Annotated in this window: 11 protein-coding genes; 10 read left to right on the top strand and 1 reads right to left on the bottom strand. The window is 41.4% G+C overall.

What is annotated here, in order from left to right; all coding sequences use genetic code 11:
- Positions 1-7 precede the first annotated feature (7 nt).
- Both AN389_RS05235 and AN389_RS05230 read left to right on the top strand, forming a co-directional pair.
- Positions 8-736, top strand: coding sequence for a tyrosine-protein phosphatase (locus tag AN389_RS05235; RefSeq protein ID WP_055019398.1), 729 nt, complete (start codon positions 8-10; stop codon positions 734-736).
- The gene (locus tag AN389_RS05230) at positions 729-1,424 is read left to right on the top strand and encodes a VpsP family polysaccharide biosynthesis protein (protein WP_055019397.1); all 696 of its coding nucleotides are present in this window, start codon (positions 729-731) and stop codon (positions 1,422-1,424) included. Before AN389_RS05235 ends, AN389_RS05230 begins: the two co-directional genes overlap by 8 nt.
- A 1,947-nt stretch (positions 1,425-3,371) precedes the next feature.
- Here AN389_RS05230 and rsmF read toward each other — a convergent pair.
- Positions 3,372-4,823, bottom strand: a complete 1,452-nt coding sequence (gene rsmF, locus AN389_RS05225; RefSeq protein ID WP_055019396.1) for a 16S rRNA (cytosine(1407)-C(5))-methyltransferase RsmF — start codon at positions 4,821-4,823, stop codon at positions 3,372-3,374.
- Between the two features lie 265 nt (positions 4,824-5,088).
- On the opposite strand from rsmF, the gene AN389_RS05220 reads away from it, so the two are divergent.
- The 8 genes from AN389_RS05220 to AN389_RS05185 all read left to right on the top strand — a co-directional run bounded on the left by AN389_RS05220 (position 5,089) and on the right by AN389_RS05185 (position 18,584).
- Entirely contained in the window at positions 5,089-5,775 is a 687-nt protein-coding gene (locus AN389_RS05220; RefSeq protein ID WP_055015052.1) for a GntR family transcriptional regulator, read from the top strand.
- Positions 5,776-6,079: 304 nt separating this feature from the next.
- A complete protein-coding gene (gene prpB, locus AN389_RS05215; RefSeq protein WP_055019395.1) occupies positions 6,080-6,958 on the top strand; it encodes a methylisocitrate lyase in 879 nt (292 codons plus the stop codon).
- A 42-nt stretch (positions 6,959-7,000) separates the two neighbouring features.
- Positions 7,001-8,128, top strand: coding sequence for a 2-methylcitrate synthase (prpC, locus tag AN389_RS05210; RefSeq protein ID WP_055015050.1), 1,128 nt, complete (start codon positions 7,001-7,003; stop codon positions 8,126-8,128).
- A 76-nt stretch (positions 8,129-8,204) separates the two neighbouring features.
- On the top strand, positions 8,205-10,814 hold the full coding sequence (gene acnD, locus AN389_RS05205; protein ID WP_055019394.1) for a Fe/S-dependent 2-methylisocitrate dehydratase AcnD: 2,610 nt from the start codon (positions 8,205-8,207) through the stop codon (positions 10,812-10,814).
- Between the two features lie 12 nt (positions 10,815-10,826).
- On the top strand, positions 10,827-11,993 hold the full coding sequence (gene prpF, locus AN389_RS05200) for a 2-methylaconitate cis-trans isomerase PrpF (protein ID WP_055019393.1): 1,167 nt from the start codon (positions 10,827-10,829) through the stop codon (positions 11,991-11,993).
- A 521-nt stretch (positions 11,994-12,514) separates the two neighbouring features.
- On the top strand, positions 12,515-15,541 hold the full coding sequence (locus AN389_RS05195) for a hypothetical protein (protein ID WP_055019392.1): 3,027 nt from the start codon (positions 12,515-12,517) through the stop codon (positions 15,539-15,541).
- Positions 15,542-15,605: 64 nt separating this feature from the next.
- The gene (locus AN389_RS05190) at positions 15,606-16,697 is read left to right on the top strand and encodes a hypothetical protein (RefSeq protein WP_055019391.1); all 1,092 of its coding nucleotides are present in this window, start codon (positions 15,606-15,608) and stop codon (positions 16,695-16,697) included.
- A gap of 9 nt (positions 16,698-16,706) precedes the next feature.
- Positions 16,707-18,584, top strand: a complete 1,878-nt coding sequence (locus AN389_RS05185; RefSeq protein WP_055017843.1) for a hypothetical protein — start codon at positions 16,707-16,709, stop codon at positions 18,582-18,584.
- Positions 18,585-18,626: the final 42 nt, after the last annotated feature.

Here is an 18,626-nt window from a genome sequence, read left to right as displayed (position 1 = left end):
AAAATTTATGTTTGATATTCATTCGCATATTTTGCCAGGCATTGACGATGGCGCTAAAGATTTAAACGAATCTTTAGCGCTATTAAAAATGGCGCAAAATGATGGAATAACACACATGGTAGCAACGCCACATATTCATATAGGCCGATTTAATAACTCAGCGAAAGCACTTAATAATGACATTGATGTTTTAAAGCGAGAGGCTTTAAATGCAGGTATTGATTTAAAGCTTGCGGTAGCTGCAGAGGTTAGGCTCGACATTGAATTAATGGCGATGGTTATGGCGGGGCAGTTACCTTTTATTGGTGCGTTAGATTCGGTTAATTATTTGTTGTTAGAGTTACCGCATTCCCACGTACCGCAAGGTTACGATAAGTTTATAAATTGGCTATCTAAACAAAATATAAAAGCGATAATTCCTCACCCCGAACGCAACAGAGATATTCAAGCAAACCCATTTTATATTGAGCGTTTAAAGCAGTTAGGTTGTGATTTTCAGTTAACTGCCTCAAGCATAGAAGGGGCGTGGGGCGATACTGCTAAAGCAATTAGTATTGATATGCTACAAAAAGGCTTGGTTAGTTATGTTGCAAGCGATGCCCACTCAGTCAAACGAAGGCCTCCATTATTAAGTAATGCAAAAAGGCTCGTTACCGATTTAATAGGTGAGTTAGAAGCACAACACTTGTTTGTTAACAATCCACAGCGTTTAACAGAGTCTTTGTTTGATGAGTAATTTAAAAAAGCTAACTCAAATTACATTGTTTGCAATTATTACTTTGTTTATTAGCTTTGAAAGCATACAAAGTATGCGCGCTAATGCGTGGTATTTTAATGCATTAAATACGCTAAAACAGCCTAGTGATTTACTAACACCTCAAGAGCTTAGCCTGGCAAACGAGGCAATAACACTCGCCACACAACTTGAGCCTCTCCAAGCGCATTATTGGCAGCTAAGTGCGTATATAAAAATGCTTAGCCTAACTAAAAATAATGTAAGCGTTGAAAGCGCTCCTAAAGTATATAAGCAAGTTGAGCTTTCTCTTTTAAATTCGTTAAAGCACAGAACGTCGTGGGCCGAAACATGGATAGACTTAGCTAAAGTAACAAGTTATCAAGAGGGGGCAAGTGATCGTGTGTTTGGTTATATTCAGCAGGCTAAAAAAGCAGGCCCTTATAAAATAGGTGTTCACTTAGGTATTATTGAAATAGCGCTTGTTAACTGGCCGCAACTCCCTCCAAAATATAAAGCTTTGTATGTTAGCGAGCTTAGCCTTGCAGCCAAGCATGGCTATAAATTTTCACGTGCGTTTGAGATAGCTAAGCAAACAAATACACTCCCTACTTTATGTTTGTCTCTTCAGTTTGGTGCACAATTTGAATCTGCCAGAAATAGCTGGATGTTTAAAAAACACTGTAAATAGGTTCCTTCCTTAGGAAACGATTTCAGCTATTAGTTATTTAACCTCACCACCGAGAGTAAAGTGAAATTGCGTGTATTTACTTTAGGGCGTTGCTTCTCACGTTAAAAGCATAGCTTCTTTTTAAAAGATTATGTGCACAAAGAGAAGTAAATGAGCACACATTAAGACACCTATTATGGTTTATTAACTTAGCCACTAGATTACTTCTCTAAAGCGAAGCGCCTCTTAACCTCTTTGTGAATATTTAATTAATTTTTAATAACCTGCGTGAGCAAGCTTCACGCCTACGGGTTATATATTTAAGCCGATTATGTAGACGTTGAGCTTGCTCACGTTAGAAGCGCAGCTTCTTATTAAAAGATCATGTGCACAAAGAGAAGCAAAAGAGGAGTAAATGAGATGACATAACCACTGGATACTTTTACTTTGTTGCTTACTTCTCTATAGCGCAGCGTCTCTAAACCTCTTTGTGAATAATTTTACTGTGGGCCTTGCTTGCTGGCGATTTATTTATAGATATGTAAAAAGCGTTGCTTTTAAACGCCAGCAAGCTGCGCGTCTACAGGGTAAGGTTTTGTATGTAATTGTAAACGTTGAATTTTTTCGCGTTAAAAGCGTAGCTTCTTTTTAAAAGATCATGTGCACAAAGAGAAGCAAAAGAGGAGTAAATGAGAAGACGTGACCACTGGATACTTTTACTTTGTTGCTCACTTCTCTATAGCGCAGCGTGTCTAAACCTCTTTGTGAATAATTTTACTGTGGGCCTTGCTTGCTGGCGCTTTATTTATAGGTATGTAAAAGCGTTGCTTTTAAACGCCAGCAAGCTGCGAGTCTACAGGGCAAGGTTTGGTATTTACTTGTAAACGGTGCGTTTTTCACGTTAAAAGCGTAACAAAAGAGGAGTAAATGAGAAGGCATAACCACTGGATACTTTTACTTTGTTGCTTACTTCTCTATAGCGCAGCGTGTCTAAATCTCTTTGTGAATAATTTTACTGTAGGCGCCTTGCTTGCTGGTGCTTTATTTATAAATATGTAAAAGCGTTGCTTTTAAACGCAAGCAAGCTGTGCGTCTACAGGGCAAGGTTTGGTATTTACTTGTAAACGGTGCGTTTTTCACGTTAAAAGCATAGCTTCTTTTTAAAAGATCATGTGCACAAAGAGAAGCAAAAGAGGAGTAAATGAGATGACATAACCACTGGATACTTTTACTCTGTTGCTTACTTCTCTATAGCGCAGCGTCTTTAAACCTCTTTGTGAATAGTTTTACTGTGATCCTTGCTTGCTGGTGCTTTATTTATAGGTAAGTAAAAGCGTTGCTTTTAAACGCCAGCAAGCTGCGCGTCTACAGTGTAAGGTTTGATATTTACTTGTAAACGTTGAGCTTGCTCACGTTAAAAGCGTAACTTCTTTTTAAAAGATCATGTGCACAAAGAGAAGCAAAAGAGGAGTAAATGAGAAGGCATGACCACTGGATACTTTTACTTTGTTGCTTACTTCTCTATAGCGCAGCGTGTCTAAACCTCTTTGTGAATAATTTTACTGTAGGCCTTGCTTGCTGGCGATTTATTTATAGGTATGTATAAAGCGTTGCTTTTAAACGCCAGCAAGCTGCGCGTCTACAGGGCAAGATTTGGTATTTACTTGTGGGCGCATAGTTTACTTATGTTAAAAGCGCAAAAGAATATGTGCAGCCTATTTAAAAATCACTTAACTTAGTTGTATGAAAACGCCCAGAGCCATTGTAAATAGCTCTGGGCTATAAATGGCTCTTAGTTGAGCCTTGCGCTAACTAAATACACTTTCGAAATTCTTAGGGAGAAGAAGAAAGTACCTTCTAGTGTAGTTAACTAACCTGTAAAACTCTAAGTTTTGTTTGTTTATTAACCTAAAATAATAACAAAGGCTTAATGGGGTTGTGCACAGGTTAACTAATGTATTGCTTGTTTTATACCCAGCTTATTAACTGCGTATTTTGCACAAGATCGCGTGGCAAAGAGTTTTTGATCTTATTTTTTTGCCATTTACCCAGCCCAATAGGGCAGCCACACAAAGTTAATATTACTTCGCCGGTGGCTTTCGTAACGTCTTCTAGGCGCACATCTTTACCATTAAAGTAGTCGTTTGCTTGCTCGTTTGTTAAAGCATAGGTATTGCTTTTGCATTCACTGCCAAACACGGTTGCAAATTCGTGAGTAAGCCTTACACCGTTTTTGTGAATAATACCTAACTGAATACCTAAACGTGCGTATTTAATTTTACTTTGCACGGCTTCAAACCCATCAGGAAATAACCACAGCTCTTTATCGCGTTGCATTAATTTACCTGGCAGCGCTTTTAAACCAAACTGCTTTTTAAGCTGGCTCATAAATAACGTGGTTTGCTTTTTATCAAACTCGTTAAACGGAAACGCACCTTTTTTAACTGTTTGGGCTGGGTTATTACAGCTTGCTCGTTTTTTAAATTTAGCAATAAAAAAGCCTTCACTGTCGTACGTTTGTGGCCACACATGTAAGTAGCCCTCGGCGGTGGTGGCTTTTTCTGCCCCTTCAAATAAATCACTTAGCGACTGCGGCTCAATGTAGTCGCCAAATTCACTGAGTAAATAATCACATACTTGTTGGTTTTCGAGCGGGGTGAGCGTACAGGTTGAATACACCAGCGTACCACCTGGTTTTAATGCGTAAAAGGCGCTTTTAATTAAGTCTTTTTGTACTTGAGCAATCTCAATATTTGATTCTATTGACCAATTTTTAAGTGCGTCGGCGTCTTTTCGTACTGTTCCTTCGCCTGAGCAAGGCGCGTCGAGCAAAATGCTATCAAAGCATTCAAACATGTAGTTACCAAATATAACACCATCAAAATGCGAAAGCGCACAGTTACCTACACCCATACGTTTAAGCGTTGCGCTCAGTACTTTTAAGCGAGACGACGAAAGCTCGTTGGCAACCAGTATGCCTTGGTTATTCATGAGTGCGGCAAGTTGTGAGGTTTTAGAGCCTGGGGCTGATGCCATATCTAGCACATAGTTATTATTTTCGTCTGCGTTTTCAATACTTTTCTTAAGTGCCATAGGCGGTAGCATTGAGCTTGCCTCTTGCACGTACATGGCACCGCTTAGGTGTAGGTCGGTATTGCCCAGTGCTAAATTTTGCTCTTCATCGCTTGGGCGCTCTAGCCAAAAACCCTCGCTACACCAAGGTATAGGGGTAACTTGCCAGTTTTTTTGTTCTGCGCGCTTTAAAAATTCTTCAATCGAAATTTTTAATGTATTTACACGAATAGACTTTCTGAGCGGGCGACGACACGCGTTTATAAAGTCGTCTAAATTGAGGTGAGCAGGTAAATAGGTTTTTACGTCGTCAATAAAGTGCTCAGGAATATAAGTGTTGGCGTTCACGCAGTGGCTCGTACATTAAAAAATAAAGCGTGATATTAGCACTTTTAAAGTGTTTTTTCAGCGTTAAATAGCGGTTTTATAATTTGCCAGCATGTCGACATATTGTGTTTTTAGTTTAATTTTAAAGCAGTTTTATACGGCTTTAGATTAACAGTGTCGACAATAAGTGTGTTTTTTACTCATTTTCAACTTGTTTGGGGTTGACATGTTTTTTTATTAAGCACATAGTTAGTTCATTAATTGTCGACAATTTATTTATAAAGCCATGACGCAACCTTTTTTAATCGATACACCAATTACTACAGCTTCTGATCAAGTGTTTGTAGATATGCGCCGTGAAATAGTAGAGGGCAGCATAGAGCAAGGTAGCAAAATTTCAGAGCCAGAACTTGCTAAGCGTTACGGTGTAAGCCGCGCCACGCTTAGAGAAGCGCTTAATCGCTTAGAAAGCTGTTACTTAGTAGAGCGTAAAGCAAACGTGGGCTGCCGTGTAGTGGCACTCACTGCAGAGCGTTTAATTGAGGTTTATCAAGTACGCAGTTCTCTTGAAGGTTTAGCATGTAGGCTTGCTGCCGACAATATGGAACCCGATGAGGTTAAAGGATTAAAGCAATTACTTAATCAACATTTGCAAACTCAACGCGTTAAAGAGGGCGAGTCGTACTATCAAGAAGCGGGCGATTTAGACTTTCATTATCGTATTATTAAAGGTAGTAAAAACGCGCACCTTATCCATTTGTTGTGTAATGGACTTTACCAGTTAATACGTATGTACCGTGTGCAAATGGGTATGGTGGGGCCGCGTGTATCTAAAGCGTTTGACGAGCATTTAGCCATTATAAACGCAATAGAAAACCACGATGGTGAACTTGCTGAAATGCTGATGAAACGACACATAAGTGCATCGCAAGCTAATATTCAAACCAAATTTGATGTATACCAATCAATATGAGTATTCGAACAATTTAACTGATTAAATCGCTCTATAACGTCGTTAAGAATTTTTTATTTAGAACCACTAAACATAAAAATTATTGCCTAGTTACAGAACGATTTTCTTAGCGTTAAATAGACCTCATACACATACAGATTGGTATTTGTCATAAACAAAAACTTTATAAAAGCTAAAGGTTAAAGGTTAAAGGTTAAAGGTTAAAAGCTAACAGCTAACAGCTAAAAACTAAAAAACAGTCACAATTTAAAATTAAAACACTAAGTTACTCCATGTAGCAACCGTTCAAAGTCAGGAGAAAGTAATGTCAGCAGGATTAAAATTTAAACAGGCTATTGCTAATAATCGCCCATTACAAGTTGTAGGTACTATTAATGCTTACACAGCGATGATGGCTGAAAAAATGGGTCACCAAGCTATTTACCTCTCAGGTGCCGGTGTGGCAAATGCCTCTTACGGTATGCCCGATTTAGGCATGACCAGCCTTGATAACGTACTTGAAGATATTCGCCGTATAACCGGTGCCAGCGATTTACCACTACTTGTTGATGCCGATACCGGTTGGGGCGGCGCGTTTAATATTGCGCGTACCGTTAAAGAAATGACTAAAGCCGGTGCGGCGGGTTTTCATATTGAAGACCAAGTAGCGCAAAAGCGTTGTGGACACCGCCCTAATAAAGAAATTGTAAGCCAAGGTGAAATGGTTGACCGCATTAAAGCTGCCGTTGATGCTAAAACCGATAGCGATTTTTACATTATGGCTCGCACCGATGCATTTCAAAAAGAAGGCTTAAATGCCGCAATTGACCGTGCCGCTGCCTGTGTAGAAGCGGGCGCAGACGCAATTTTTGCTGAAGCCGTGCACGACCTTGCCGATTACCAAGCGTTTTCGGAAGCGTTAAACGTGCCTATTTTGGCTAACATTACTGAGTTTGGCCAAACGCCTATTTACACCAAAGAGCAGTTAAGTGAGGTAGGTGTTGAAATGGTGCTTTACCCACTTAGTGCGTTTAGAGCCATGAACAAAGCCGCGCTTAATGTGTACTCTGCCATTTTAAATGAAGGTTCGCAGCAAAGCCAAATTGAAAACATGCAAACACGCGCAGAGCTTTACGAATTTTTAGATTACCACACATACGAAAACACACTTGATAACCTTTTTTCATCAAAATCTGACAAATAATAATTATTAAAATCACACACAAATTTAAGATAGGAGAAGATCATGGTAGATAAAGCATTAGGCGGTGCAGGCTTACGCGGCCAAGTAGCAGGGCAAACAGCATTATGTACAGTAGGGCAATCAGGCTCGGGTTTAACGTATTGTGGTTACGATATTAGTGAACTTGCCGAAAAAGCGCAGTTTGAAGAGGTGTCGTTTTTACTTTCGCGCGGCGAGCTACCTACAGCCAATGAACTAGCTGATTATAAAGCAAAATTAAAAAGCCTACGTGGCCTGCCAGATGCACTAAAAACCGTGCTTGAAAATATTCCTAAAGACGCGCACCCAATGGATGTTATGCGTACCGGTTGCTCAATGCTGGGTAACCTAGAAATGGAACTTGATTTTAGCCAAGCAAACGATGCGATTGACCGTATGGTTGCAGTATTCCCTAGTATTATTTGTTATTGGTACCGCTTTACTCACGATGGTGTACGCATTGATACACAAACCGATGACGACTCAGTAGGCGCGCACTTTTTAACTTTATTGCACGACAAAGCACCGAGTGAGTTGTTTGCACAAGTAATGAATGTGTCGCTAATTTTATACGCAGAGCATGAGTTTAACGCCTCTACGTTTACGGGGCGCGTATGTGCATCTACTTTGTCTGATATTCATTCTTGTGTAACCGGTGCAATAGGCACACTGCGCGGGCCACTGCATGGTGGTGCAAACGAAGCAGCTATGGATATGATTCAAGGTTTTACAAGTGCTGATCATGCCGAGCAAGAAATTATGGGTATGCTAGAGCGTAAAGATAAAATTATGGGCTTTGGCCACGCTATTTACCGCGAGTCTGACCCCCGTAACGTTATTATTAAAAAGTTCTCTGAAAAACTAGCTAAAGAGGTGGGCGATGACGTGCTTTACCCTGTGTCGGTTAGGTGTGAAGAGGTTATGTGGCGCGAGAAAAAACTGTTTTGTAATGCTGATTTTTTCCATGCATCGGCGTATCACTTTATGGGTATTCCCACTAAGTTATTTACGCCAATATTTGTGATGAGCCGTGTTACAGGCTGGACGGCACATGTTAAAGAGCAGCGCGCTAATAACCGTATTATTCGCCCAAGTGCAGATTACACAGGGCCAGAGGCACGCAGTTACACGCCAATTGAATCAAGAGGCTGATTAGTCAGTATGTAAGGTGAGCAATACGCTCACCTTTTGCCTTTTATTTCCCGTCACTTATTAGCGAACCTGTATTATGACCATAATTAATAACACCCAATACCGAAAACCCTTACCCGGCTCAAATGTGGATTACTACGATACTCAAGCTGCGGTAGATGCAATTAAGCCAGGTGCATATGCCACTTTGCCTTACACCTCACGCGTACTAGCCGAAAACCTAGTGCGCCGCTGTGAGCCTGATATGCTAACCGATGCGCTTACTCAGCTTATTGAGCGTAAACAAGATTTAGACTTTCCGTGGTATCCGGCGCGCGTGGTGTGCCACGATATTTTAGGCCAAACCGCCTTGGTTGATTTAGCAGGCCTGCGCGACGCCATTGCTGCAAAAGGTGGGGATCCGGCAAAAGTGAATCCGGTGGTACCTACACAGCTTATTGTTGACCATTCTTTAGCGGTGGAGCACGCAGGTTTTGACCCAGACGCATTTGAAAAAAACCGTGCCATAGAAGATCGCCGTAACGATGACCGTTTTCATTTTATAAACTGGACTAAAACCGCTTTTAAAAATATTGATGTTATTCCGCCTGGTAACGGCATTATGCATCAAATTAACCTTGAAAAAATGTCGCCGGTTATTCAAAACCGCGATGGCATTGCATTTCCTGATACCTTAGTGGGTACCGACAGTCACACCCCGCATGTTGATGCTCTTGGCGTGATTGCTGTAGGTGTAGGCGGGCTTGAAGCCGAAAGCGTTATGCTTGGCCGCGCCTCTTACATGCGCTTGCCTGACATTGTTGGTGTTGAGCTAACAGGCACTCGCCAACCTGGTATTACTGCTACAGATATAGTATTGGCTATTACCGAGTTTTTACGCGAGCAGCGCGTGGTATCGACCTATTTAGAGTTTTACGGCGAAGGTGCAGATGCACTAACCCTAGGCGACAGAGCAACTATTTCAAACATGACGCCAGAATTTGGCGCCACTGCGGCCATGTTTTACATAGACGATAAAACAATAGACTATTTACGTTTAACAGGGCGAGATGAAGAGCAAATAGCGCTGGTAGAAAACTACGCTAAAACAGCTGGTCTTTGGAGCGAGAGCTTAAAAACAGCTAAATATGAGCGCGTGCTTAAATTTGATTTATCAAGTGTAGGGCGCAACATTGCTGGGCCTTCAAACCCACACCGCCGAGTATCTACTAGCGATTTAGCCAAAGAAGGTATATCTGGCACGGTTGAAAACGAGGAAGGCTTAATGCCTGATGGCGCATGTATTATCGCGGCTATTACAAGTTGTACTAACACCAGTAACCCGCGCAATGTAATTGCTGCAGGCTTACTTGCACGTAATGCAAATGCCAAAGGGTTAATGCGTAAACCCTGGGTTAAAACGTCATTAGCGCCAGGTTCTAAAGCGGTGCAATCATACCTAGAAGAGGCAAATTTACTCCCTGAACTTGAAAAGCTCGGCTTTGGTATTGTGGGCTTTGCTTGTACTACCTGTAACGGTATGAGCGGCGCACTTGACCCTGTAATTCAACAAGAAGTAATTGATCGCGATTTATATGCAACAGCGGTACTTTCGGGCAATCGTAACTTTGACGGGCGTATACATCCGTATGCTAAGCAAGCGTTTTTAGCCTCACCGCCATTAGTGGTGGCTTACGCTATTGCCGGTACTATTCGTTTTGATATTGAAAAAGATAGTTTAGGGCAAGATCAAAACGGCAACGAAATAACCCTTAAAGATTTATGGCCAAGCGATGAAGAAATAGACGAGGTAATAAAACAAAGCGTTAAGCCAGAGCAATTTAAAAAAGTGTACGAACCTATGTTTGATTTAACCGTAGATTACGGTGAAGAGAACGATCCCCTTTATAACTGGCGCGAGCAAAGTACGTATATTCGCCGCCCGCCATATTGGGAAGGTGCCCTTGCCGGTGAGCGCACTATGACGGGCATGCGCGCCCTTGCTGTACTTGGCGATAACATTACAACGGATCATTTATCGCCTTCAAACGCCATAATGGCAAGCAGTGCGGCGGGTGAATACTTAGCTAAAATGAACGTCCCTGAAGAGGATTTTAACTCGTACGCAACGCACCGAGGCGATCATTTAACAGCACAGCGTGCCACGTTTGCTAACCCTAAATTACTTAACGAAATGGTACGTGATGAAAACGGCGAGGTTAAACAAGGTTCATACGCACGTATAGAGCCTCAAGGTACTCATACCCGTATGTGGGAAGCAATCGAAACTTACATGCAACGTAAGCAGCCGCTTATAATTGTAGCGGGCGCAGATTACGGACAAGGCTCGTCTCGCGACTGGGCTGCAAAAGGGGTAAGGCTTGCAGGCGTTGAAGTGATAGCCGCAGAGGGCTTTGAGCGTATTCACCGCACAAACTTAATAGGTATGGGTGTATTGCCGCTTGAATTTAAACCCGGCACTACCCGCAAAACGCTTAACATTGATGGCAGCGAAAGCTTTGATGTAAAAGGCGAACCTACACCTGGCGCTACCATTGATTTGGTGATTACGCGTAAAAATGGTGAGGTACTAACGGTACCTATGAAATGTAGATTGGATACCCAAGAAGAGCTTTCTATTTATGCTGCTGGTGGTGTATTACAGCGTTTTGCACAAGACTTTTTAGAAGCAACCCAATCAGCATAAGGAGTGTGCATTATGTTTAAACCACAAATAAAAGTACCGGCAACTTATATGCGCGGCGGCACGAGTAAAGGTGTATTTTTTAAATTAACCGACCTACCCAAACCTGCCCAAGTGGCAGGTGAGGCACGCGACAATTTATTGTTGCGCATAATTGGTAGTCCCGACCCATATGGCAAACAAACTGATGGTATGGGTGGTGCTACATCAAGTACCAGTAAAACGGTTATTTTAAGTAAAAGCGAGCAAACCGATCACGATGTGGATTATTTATTTGGCCAAGTGGCCATTGATAAAGCCTTTATAGATTGGAGTGGTAATTGTGGTAATTTAACCAGCGCAGTGGGTGCGTTTGCAATAACGAATGGCCTAGTTGATAAAAGCAGAGTACCCGATAACGGTGTAGCCGTGGTGAGAGTGTGGCAAGCTAATATTAAAAAAAGCATTCTGGTTCACGTACCTATTACTAATGGCGAAGTGCAAGAAACAGGGGATTTTGAACTTGATGGCGTAACCTTCGCCGCTGCCGAGGTAAAGCTTGAGTTTTTAAACCCTGCCGACGGTGAAGGGGCGTTATTCCCTACAGGTAATGTAGTGGATGACTTAGAAGTACCAAGAATTGGTACCTTAAAAGCCACGATGATCAACGCGGGTATTCCTACTGTGTTTATTAACGCAAGCGATATTGGCTACAGCGGCACTGAGCTGCAAGATGACATAAATAATGATATCGACGCACTTAAAAAGCTTGAAACAATACGTGCCCATGGTGCGGTAAAAATGGGCCTGATCAGCAATATTAGCGAAGCACAAACACGCCAGCATACACCTAAAGTCGCTTTTGTGGCAGCGCCATTAGACTATAACGCGTCCAGTGGTAAATTTATTGAAGCTAAAACAATTGATTTATTAGTACGTGCTATGTCTATGGGCAAGCTGCATCACGCTATGATGGGCACAGCTGCAGTGGCTATTGGCGCTGCCGCTGCTATTGAAGGTACACTTGTTAATGTGGCCGCAGGTGGCGGCTCATTGAACGAAATTAATTTTGGACACCCCTCTGGTACATTAAAAGTAGGAGCCGAAGCTCAACAGATAGACGGCGATTGGCAAGTAACAAAAGCGAGCATGAGCCGCAGTGCGCGCGTGCTGATGGAGGGCGTAGTGAGAGCACCTCAATAGTACTTTCAACGTTTTTATTGAGTCATTAACGGTGCATACTGCGCGTTAATGACTTTTTAGCGTTTAGTTTTAATATAAAGCTAAATAAACATCCTGTTTATATATTTCATTTCAAAACACCACCTAACCCCATCCTTTTTCATTATATTAGCTTTGGCGGGCGTTTTTTTTAGCGTATCTGTCGCAATTACTTGAAGAATATTATTAACAAACTAAATTAAATGTAATATTCACTTAATATTGTGGATATATGGTACGCCAGAGCGATGCTTCTTAATGGTTTTAACATATGTTATTGAAAATATAGTAAAGCCTATGAAGAAGCGTCGTTTAAAATTAGATAAAAACTTGTACTCAAAACGTATAAAAATGTAGCAAAAACTCGTTACTTAATGTTACTTTAATTTATAAGTAACAAAGGTTGTTATTGTGTGTCTGTTTATGTTGTTTTGTAAACTTTCGCACGTATATTTAATAAAATAATTTTCTGATACTCATTGCAGGCTATCAAGGAGAAATAAATGGCACAGCGTATGACTAAAATTACCCCGATTGCAGCATCTGTTGCACTTACACTAGGTTTGGCGGGTTGTGGTTCAGACAACGACAGAAACACTTATGTTCCTCCAGTTGAATCGGTTACATCATCTGATGACGCTCAATTTAACGTAGAAATAACAGGTAAAGCTGTTAAAGGTGCAATGAAAGGTGCCGTTGTTAGCGTAATGACACTTGACGAAACAGGTCAAAGTGTTCCGGTTGCATTTAGATTAGAGGCTTCAGCAGAGGCTGAAACATTTACCGGCGAAGCAACGTCTCAAGATGCGGCTGATGCAGCAGTAGAAGCAAGCAAAATAGCGGGCAACCCCGATGCGCTAGTAACTGGCGATAATGGTAGTTACAGCATTTACCTTGAAGATGACTTTACAGGCCCTGTGTATATTACAGTTGCAACTGCTGAAGAGGGTGACGATAGTTATTTACGTTGTGATGCATATGTTGGCTGTGGAACTTACGATGAAGCGCCAGAAGCAGACGATGTAAACGATGGCGACACTAACATTGAATTTGGTGAATGGTATAAAGCTGATCTAGAGCTTTCGGTTGTTAAATATATTGCTGCAGCGGACGCTGATTCGTCTGATACAAGTGGTGCAGCAGGCGATGCAAATGTTGCTCGTTCGTTTAAAGCCAATGTAACCTTTTTAACTACGTTGGTTGCTCAAGCACTACTTGAAGCTGAAGCTGACGTTGACGCAGGTGCAATTGCATCAACAAGCTTAAATACGGTTATTCAGGTAATGGGTCCTGATGCAGCAGTATTATTATCTGCACTGTTAGGTGATGTATCTAACGGCGGCGCTGTTGATTTAAGTGATGTAGACGGTGAAGAAGCACTTTCACAAGGTGTATTAGCAATTGCTCAGCTGTCGTCGTCTATTCAAGGCTTATCTTCAATTAGCGAAGTAATGACTAGCATTAAAGAGGGTATTAAAGCAGGTACTTTAAGCACAACCGACGTTGCAGCAACTTTACAAACAGCTGTTTCTAGTACGGCGAGTGTGTTTGTAGCAATTGCAACAGGTGATGAAGCAGCAATTAAAACAGCCCTTGAAGCGGCTTATGCGGCTAAAGTCCCAGCACCTTCGGCGGCAGAGATAGCTGCATTTGCTGAAAACTCAGCAGGCATTGCTACTAAAGCTAAAGAAGCAAAAGACAATGCAGTTAAAAACGGCGCTGCAAGTGATGCAGAGCTGGCTGAAATTGCAACGGCTGTTCAAACAGTGTTAGAAGAACTTGGTTGTACAGGCGATGAGTGTGTAGCGGGCGATGACTTTTATGCTGATTTAGCAGTTGCTCTAAATGCTCAACTTGATGCATCTTCTACTGAGCTTACAGAACTTCAAGCATCGGTAGATGCTGCTGAAGAAATGCTTGCTGATGTTCAAGCATTAGGTGGTGATGCAATTACCGATGCAGACTCTGCAATTGAATTTGTTGCTGCTGTTGCAGCGCTTGAAAACGAAGCACAAGCTGCTGACTTATCAAATATGGCTGATATTTTATATGTTAAATCACAGGGCTATGTTAGCACAGCTTCTTTACTTGTAGAGCAAAGCTCTGACTATCAAGGTGTACTTGATACTGCAACTGATTTACAAGACGCAGCCTTAGTAGAGGTAGAAAACCTGAGCGATTACGATGCAGCAATTGCGCAATTAGTAACTGATGCACAAGACGCTATCACTGAGTACGAGATTGAAGTAGCCGCTGCTAAAGAAGTTGCTATGAACACTGCCGATGTTGCAGGTGAAAAGAAAACAGCTGCTAATACTGCAGAAGCTGCATCAACAAGTGCGCTTGCTGCTGCACAAGCTGCTGTTGACTCGGGTGACGATGCACAAGCAACGGTTGCTTTAGTTGATGCTGCGGTAACTGCTGCTTCTGATTTTTCTGCTGCTGTCGATGCGCTTGAGCTTGCGATTGAACAAGCCTTAGAAGCTGCAACTGAATATGAAGCTGTAGCAGTAACTGAAGCTGATATGGCTGAAGCCGCTGATTTAGTTGAAAGCGCAGAAATGATGGCCGAAGCTGCACAAACTCAGGCTGAACTTGCAAACGAGCAACTCGTAACAGCGCTTAGCTTACAAGCAGAAGCAGACCTTGCAGTGGCGACAGCATCAGTTAAAGAAACGTCAATGTCACTTTCTACAATGACGGTATTAACTAGCACGGGTGGCGATGCTCTATACGACACAGCTGAAGTGTTATTTGATGTGTTTGAAGAGCTTGCTGATATGGGTAACTCTGGCGAAGGTACTTCAACAACTCATCCTGAATGGGCATACGACTACAGCCTAGACAACTTGACGCTAATGCTTACAAACTCAGCGACCGGTAGCGAAATTACTGCTTCGGCAGCGTACCAAGATGATCAACTTGTTGTTGCTTGGGGTGGCATGCTAAATACACAAAGCGATGCAACTGTTGAGCTTGTTACAGGTGATGTAGCCGCGGATGCACTAGAAGAGTGTCAAGCATTTGCTGATGGTACTATTACCGATTCAACACAAATTGATTCGTGTTTAGTATTTACTTTTGACGGTGCTGTAAATGCAGATACCGTTGATGACGCAGAGCTTACTATGGCGCAAGCGTGGAACCGTGTTGAAATTATGGACGGTGACTCAGGCTTTATGGGTAACCTAAACTTAAGCGGCATGGATGAAACTGATTCTGCAATGTTAGAAGCTATGGGTATGTCTGGTGACTTAGACTTTAGCGTAATGTCTGAAGTGGATAGCAGTGGTGATGAAGATATGACCATGCTTGAAATTAAAGTTAACGGTGACGCAGCAATGGGTTACACGCTGTCTATGTCGGGTACCGAATCAGCTGGTTACATGGGTGATGTTAAAGCGATGTACGATGGCATGATGATGACCTTTGGTACCGCAACTAAAGTAACAAACGGTGTTTCGATTACTTACATTGATGATGAAGTAATTGAGTACACAGATGTGACTTTAATTGACTCATCTAACTAATACTTAAACTATAAAAGGGAAAAGCGGTGCGCTTTTCCCTTTTTTTATAGAAAGCGATTAAATTATGAAAAAAAAAATTCTCTTGTTAGGATTTTCAACTGCTCTACTTTCACCTCTAGCTTCTGCAAATAATCAATTTCAAATATTTACTCACTTTGACGCCGAAATCTACACTGAGGCACAGCCAGTACAGGCATTTGTAGATGACTTTGACGAGCCTATTAAATCTGGCGATAGTGCATTTACTTATAATATTTTTGAAATTGGTGTGGGCTATAATAATTTTAAAGTGGGCCTGCAGAGCCGTTATGATTATGTACTTAATTTTGACCCAGACACTGCACTTTATACTTATTTAGAAAAAAACGACTTACCCTTTGAAGAACGATTTTACACATATCAGTTAAATGCAAAGCAAGTGACCTCTAATGGGGTATTTGTTTCATACGATTTTAAATTTTTAGATAAAAACGCGCTCACTATTACGCCAAAAGTGTCTGTTTTTGCCAGTACACATTTTCAAGATGCTTCTGTAGATGGGCGAGTGTTTAGTGACGAAGTTGAAGGCAGTATTACTGCTGATTATAACTTTTCGAAAGATATTCTATTCAAAAAGTTTACCCCTTCTGAAAACCCTGAAGGCCTAGGTTATAGTTTAGATATTTTTGCCGATTGGCAAATAAATGATGATTTAAAAGTAGGCCTAAGTGTAAAAGATTTACTTTATAAAACTGACTTTGATGATACTGGCTCAGTAAAAGGGCAAACGACCGAAATTCCTTTCAGTGAAGATGAGAGTGGTAATGTTACCTCTACACCTACTGTATCTCTTCAAACCTCAGCTTTTGGGAACACCCAGTCACATACACTTGATATGGAAATGCGTATTACGGCTTTTGCCGATTACAGAATAAATAACCGCTACTCAACTGCTTTTACAGTAAAACAGTACGATAAAGATACCTTTAGTCAGTTAAAAGGGCGTATTCATTTTTGGGATCATTGGAAGGTACAAGCTGGCTATGAAACAAAAAGTGAAGCGTTTTTAGTTGGTATTGAAAACGAGTACTTTGGTCTTAATTTACAAACCGACAGCTTAGATTTAGATAAAGCTTATTATGCGAATGTAAATTGGTACATGAACATTAAGTTTTAAGGAATGAAGATGTTAAAAAAACTTTTACCTTTGTCAGTTGCTCTAGCACTTAGTGGCTGTGGTGGCTCTTCAAATGATAGTAGTGACGAAGCGATTGAAATAAGCGTAGCATCCACCTCTACCGTAAATTTTTATGTGCCTAAATGGCAATCAGTTAAAGGTACGCTTAATCAATTAGACGGCCAAGGCAATGTAGTAGAGTCTGTTGCAGTTGAAAACATAAATACTGCGAGCGTGAGCGTATCGCCTCTTAATTTTTATACATTTGAATTTATACCTGACGATAGTGCCTTGCCATGCCCACGCTTTACAGGTTGCGGCAGAACGCTTCGCGGCGATGTAAACGATATAAATGAAAACCGTTTAATTGATTTTGAAGAGATAACTGGCGTTAATTTAAACTATGCTGCTCGCGCTTATGTTGCACCGGGCGTTAATGAAGTATTTTTCTCGCCGTTAAGTACCGCAATTACGAATGCAAATGTTGACGCGACCCTTGCAAGCTTATCGGCAAGTCCTTTTTATCAGCTTACACACAGCAGCCTAAGTAATACACTAGAGGCAGAAATTGTGGCTGATGCATTTACTTATGGGGCTATTGTAGCTGGTGTGTCTGTTGAAGGGTTTGATTTAGCCACTGCATTTGATGATTTTATTACCGAGCAAGATGATACCAGTGCGTGGCAAACTTACAGTAATTTAGCTGATCAATACATTGCAGATAACCTTTACAGTGAGCTAGGTAATGGTTTAATTCAAAGTGTAGCAGGGCAGGTCAAGCAAACTATTGCGAGCGTGACTAGCTACACCAATTGGCAACAAAAGGTTGAAACTGAGCAAGCACTCGAGTCGCGCGAATTACTCGAAAATATAAGAGACGCACTGGGTGTTATTCGCTTACAGGACACAACCTACGCAGAGGATGTAGATGCTAAACTTGCGCAACTAGAAAGTGCATTTGATGATGATACTCAAAAAGCGATCACTGTGCTTGCTGAAGTACTTAACGAAGTGATCATAAATTATTCGCCCCTTGCGGAAGTTTCTGCAAGCGAAGGACAATACAGGTTACGCGATCTTGATATTAGCTATTCTACATCCCCTTACGAATGGCTAATTACGGGTACTTACGACGGTTTACCAGTTAGTATAGATATGTCTATTCCTACTTTTAGAATAAGTGGTGTACTGGGCGATAAAGTCGAAGGGGTCATGAGTGCTTCTGTTATCAACGACGATACTCGTTTAGATGTTGATGTGAGCGAATTACTAATTGAATTTGATGGGGTAAGTGAGCAAAGTGAGTTATTACCTGATGCGCAAACAGGCATAGCTAATATTATCACTGATGTTGTTATTGCTAAGCAGTCTGGCGAGCTAACAGGTGAGATATCATTAGATTTAAACCGTTTTGTATCTGCGTTTGCACAGGAAGTTACTTCTCTTTCTTCATTTGATTTTGAAGGGCAGTTTCAAAGCGATATTCAAACAACACCTTTTCATATTACCGCGCTTGAGGCTTCACCACTTAGTGGTGAGGAAAACGACGATTTAATGTTTGGCCTTGAGTTGTCGCTGCCCTTGGGTGGTGCGAGTGATTTTAGCCTGGCGTATGTAGGTGATGTTATTGATTTATCGCAGCTTACTAGTAGCGATGTCTTTATTAGCGTAAAACAAAAAGCCTTAGATTTACGCATTAGAGAAGTAAATAGCAATATTAGTTTAACTGCAAAAGGTGAAAACGGCCGTTGGCTCGACGTAAAACAAGCTGGCAGTAACTACAGCGGTGGCTTGTACTTAGGCGATACAAAAATTGCGGATGTAACTGCAGTACGTGGTATCCCCGGGGTGTTATTTCCTAATGGTGATTTTGAGTCGTTGTTTTAAACGCGACTTAACCCAATTTTAAGCCCAGCAAATTTAGTAAAT

Origin of the sequence: Pseudoalteromonas sp. P1-7a (assembly GCF_001401855.1) — a bacterium.
Classification (GTDB): domain Bacteria; phylum Pseudomonadota; class Gammaproteobacteria; order Enterobacterales; family Alteromonadaceae; genus Pseudoalteromonas.
The sequence above is the reverse complement of the archived record's forward strand: the minus strand, read 5'-3'. Positions and strand labels throughout refer to the sequence as shown.

Excerpts from the sequence above, each read along its gene's own strand:
- AN389_RS05195 (WP_055019392.1), top strand. The coding sequence starts at position 12,515 with ATGGCACAGCGTATGACTAAAATTACCCCGATTGCAGCATCTGTTGCA.
- prpB (WP_055019395.1), top strand. The coding sequence starts at position 6,080 with ATGTCAGCAGGATTAAAATTTAAACAGGCTATTGCTAATAATCGCCCA.
- AN389_RS05190 (WP_055019391.1), top strand. The coding sequence starts at position 15,606 with ATGAAAAAAAAAATTCTCTTGTTAGGATTTTCAACTGCTCTACTTTCA.
- AN389_RS05220 (WP_055015052.1), top strand. The coding sequence starts at position 5,089 with ATGACGCAACCTTTTTTAATCGATACACCAATTACTACAGCTTCTGAT.
- acnD (WP_055019394.1), top strand. The coding sequence starts at position 8,205 with ATGACCATAATTAATAACACCCAATACCGAAAACCCTTACCCGGCTCA.
- AN389_RS05185 (WP_055017843.1), top strand. The coding sequence starts at position 16,707 with ATGTTAAAAAAACTTTTACCTTTGTCAGTTGCTCTAGCACTTAGTGGC.
- AN389_RS05235 (WP_055019398.1), top strand. The coding sequence starts at position 8 with ATGTTTGATATTCATTCGCATATTTTGCCAGGCATTGACGATGGCGCT.
- AN389_RS05230 (WP_055019397.1), top strand. The coding sequence starts at position 729 with ATGAGTAATTTAAAAAAGCTAACTCAAATTACATTGTTTGCAATTATT.
- prpF (WP_055019393.1), top strand. The coding sequence starts at position 10,827 with ATGTTTAAACCACAAATAAAAGTACCGGCAACTTATATGCGCGGCGGC.
- prpC (WP_055015050.1), top strand. The coding sequence starts at position 7,001 with ATGGTAGATAAAGCATTAGGCGGTGCAGGCTTACGCGGCCAAGTAGCA.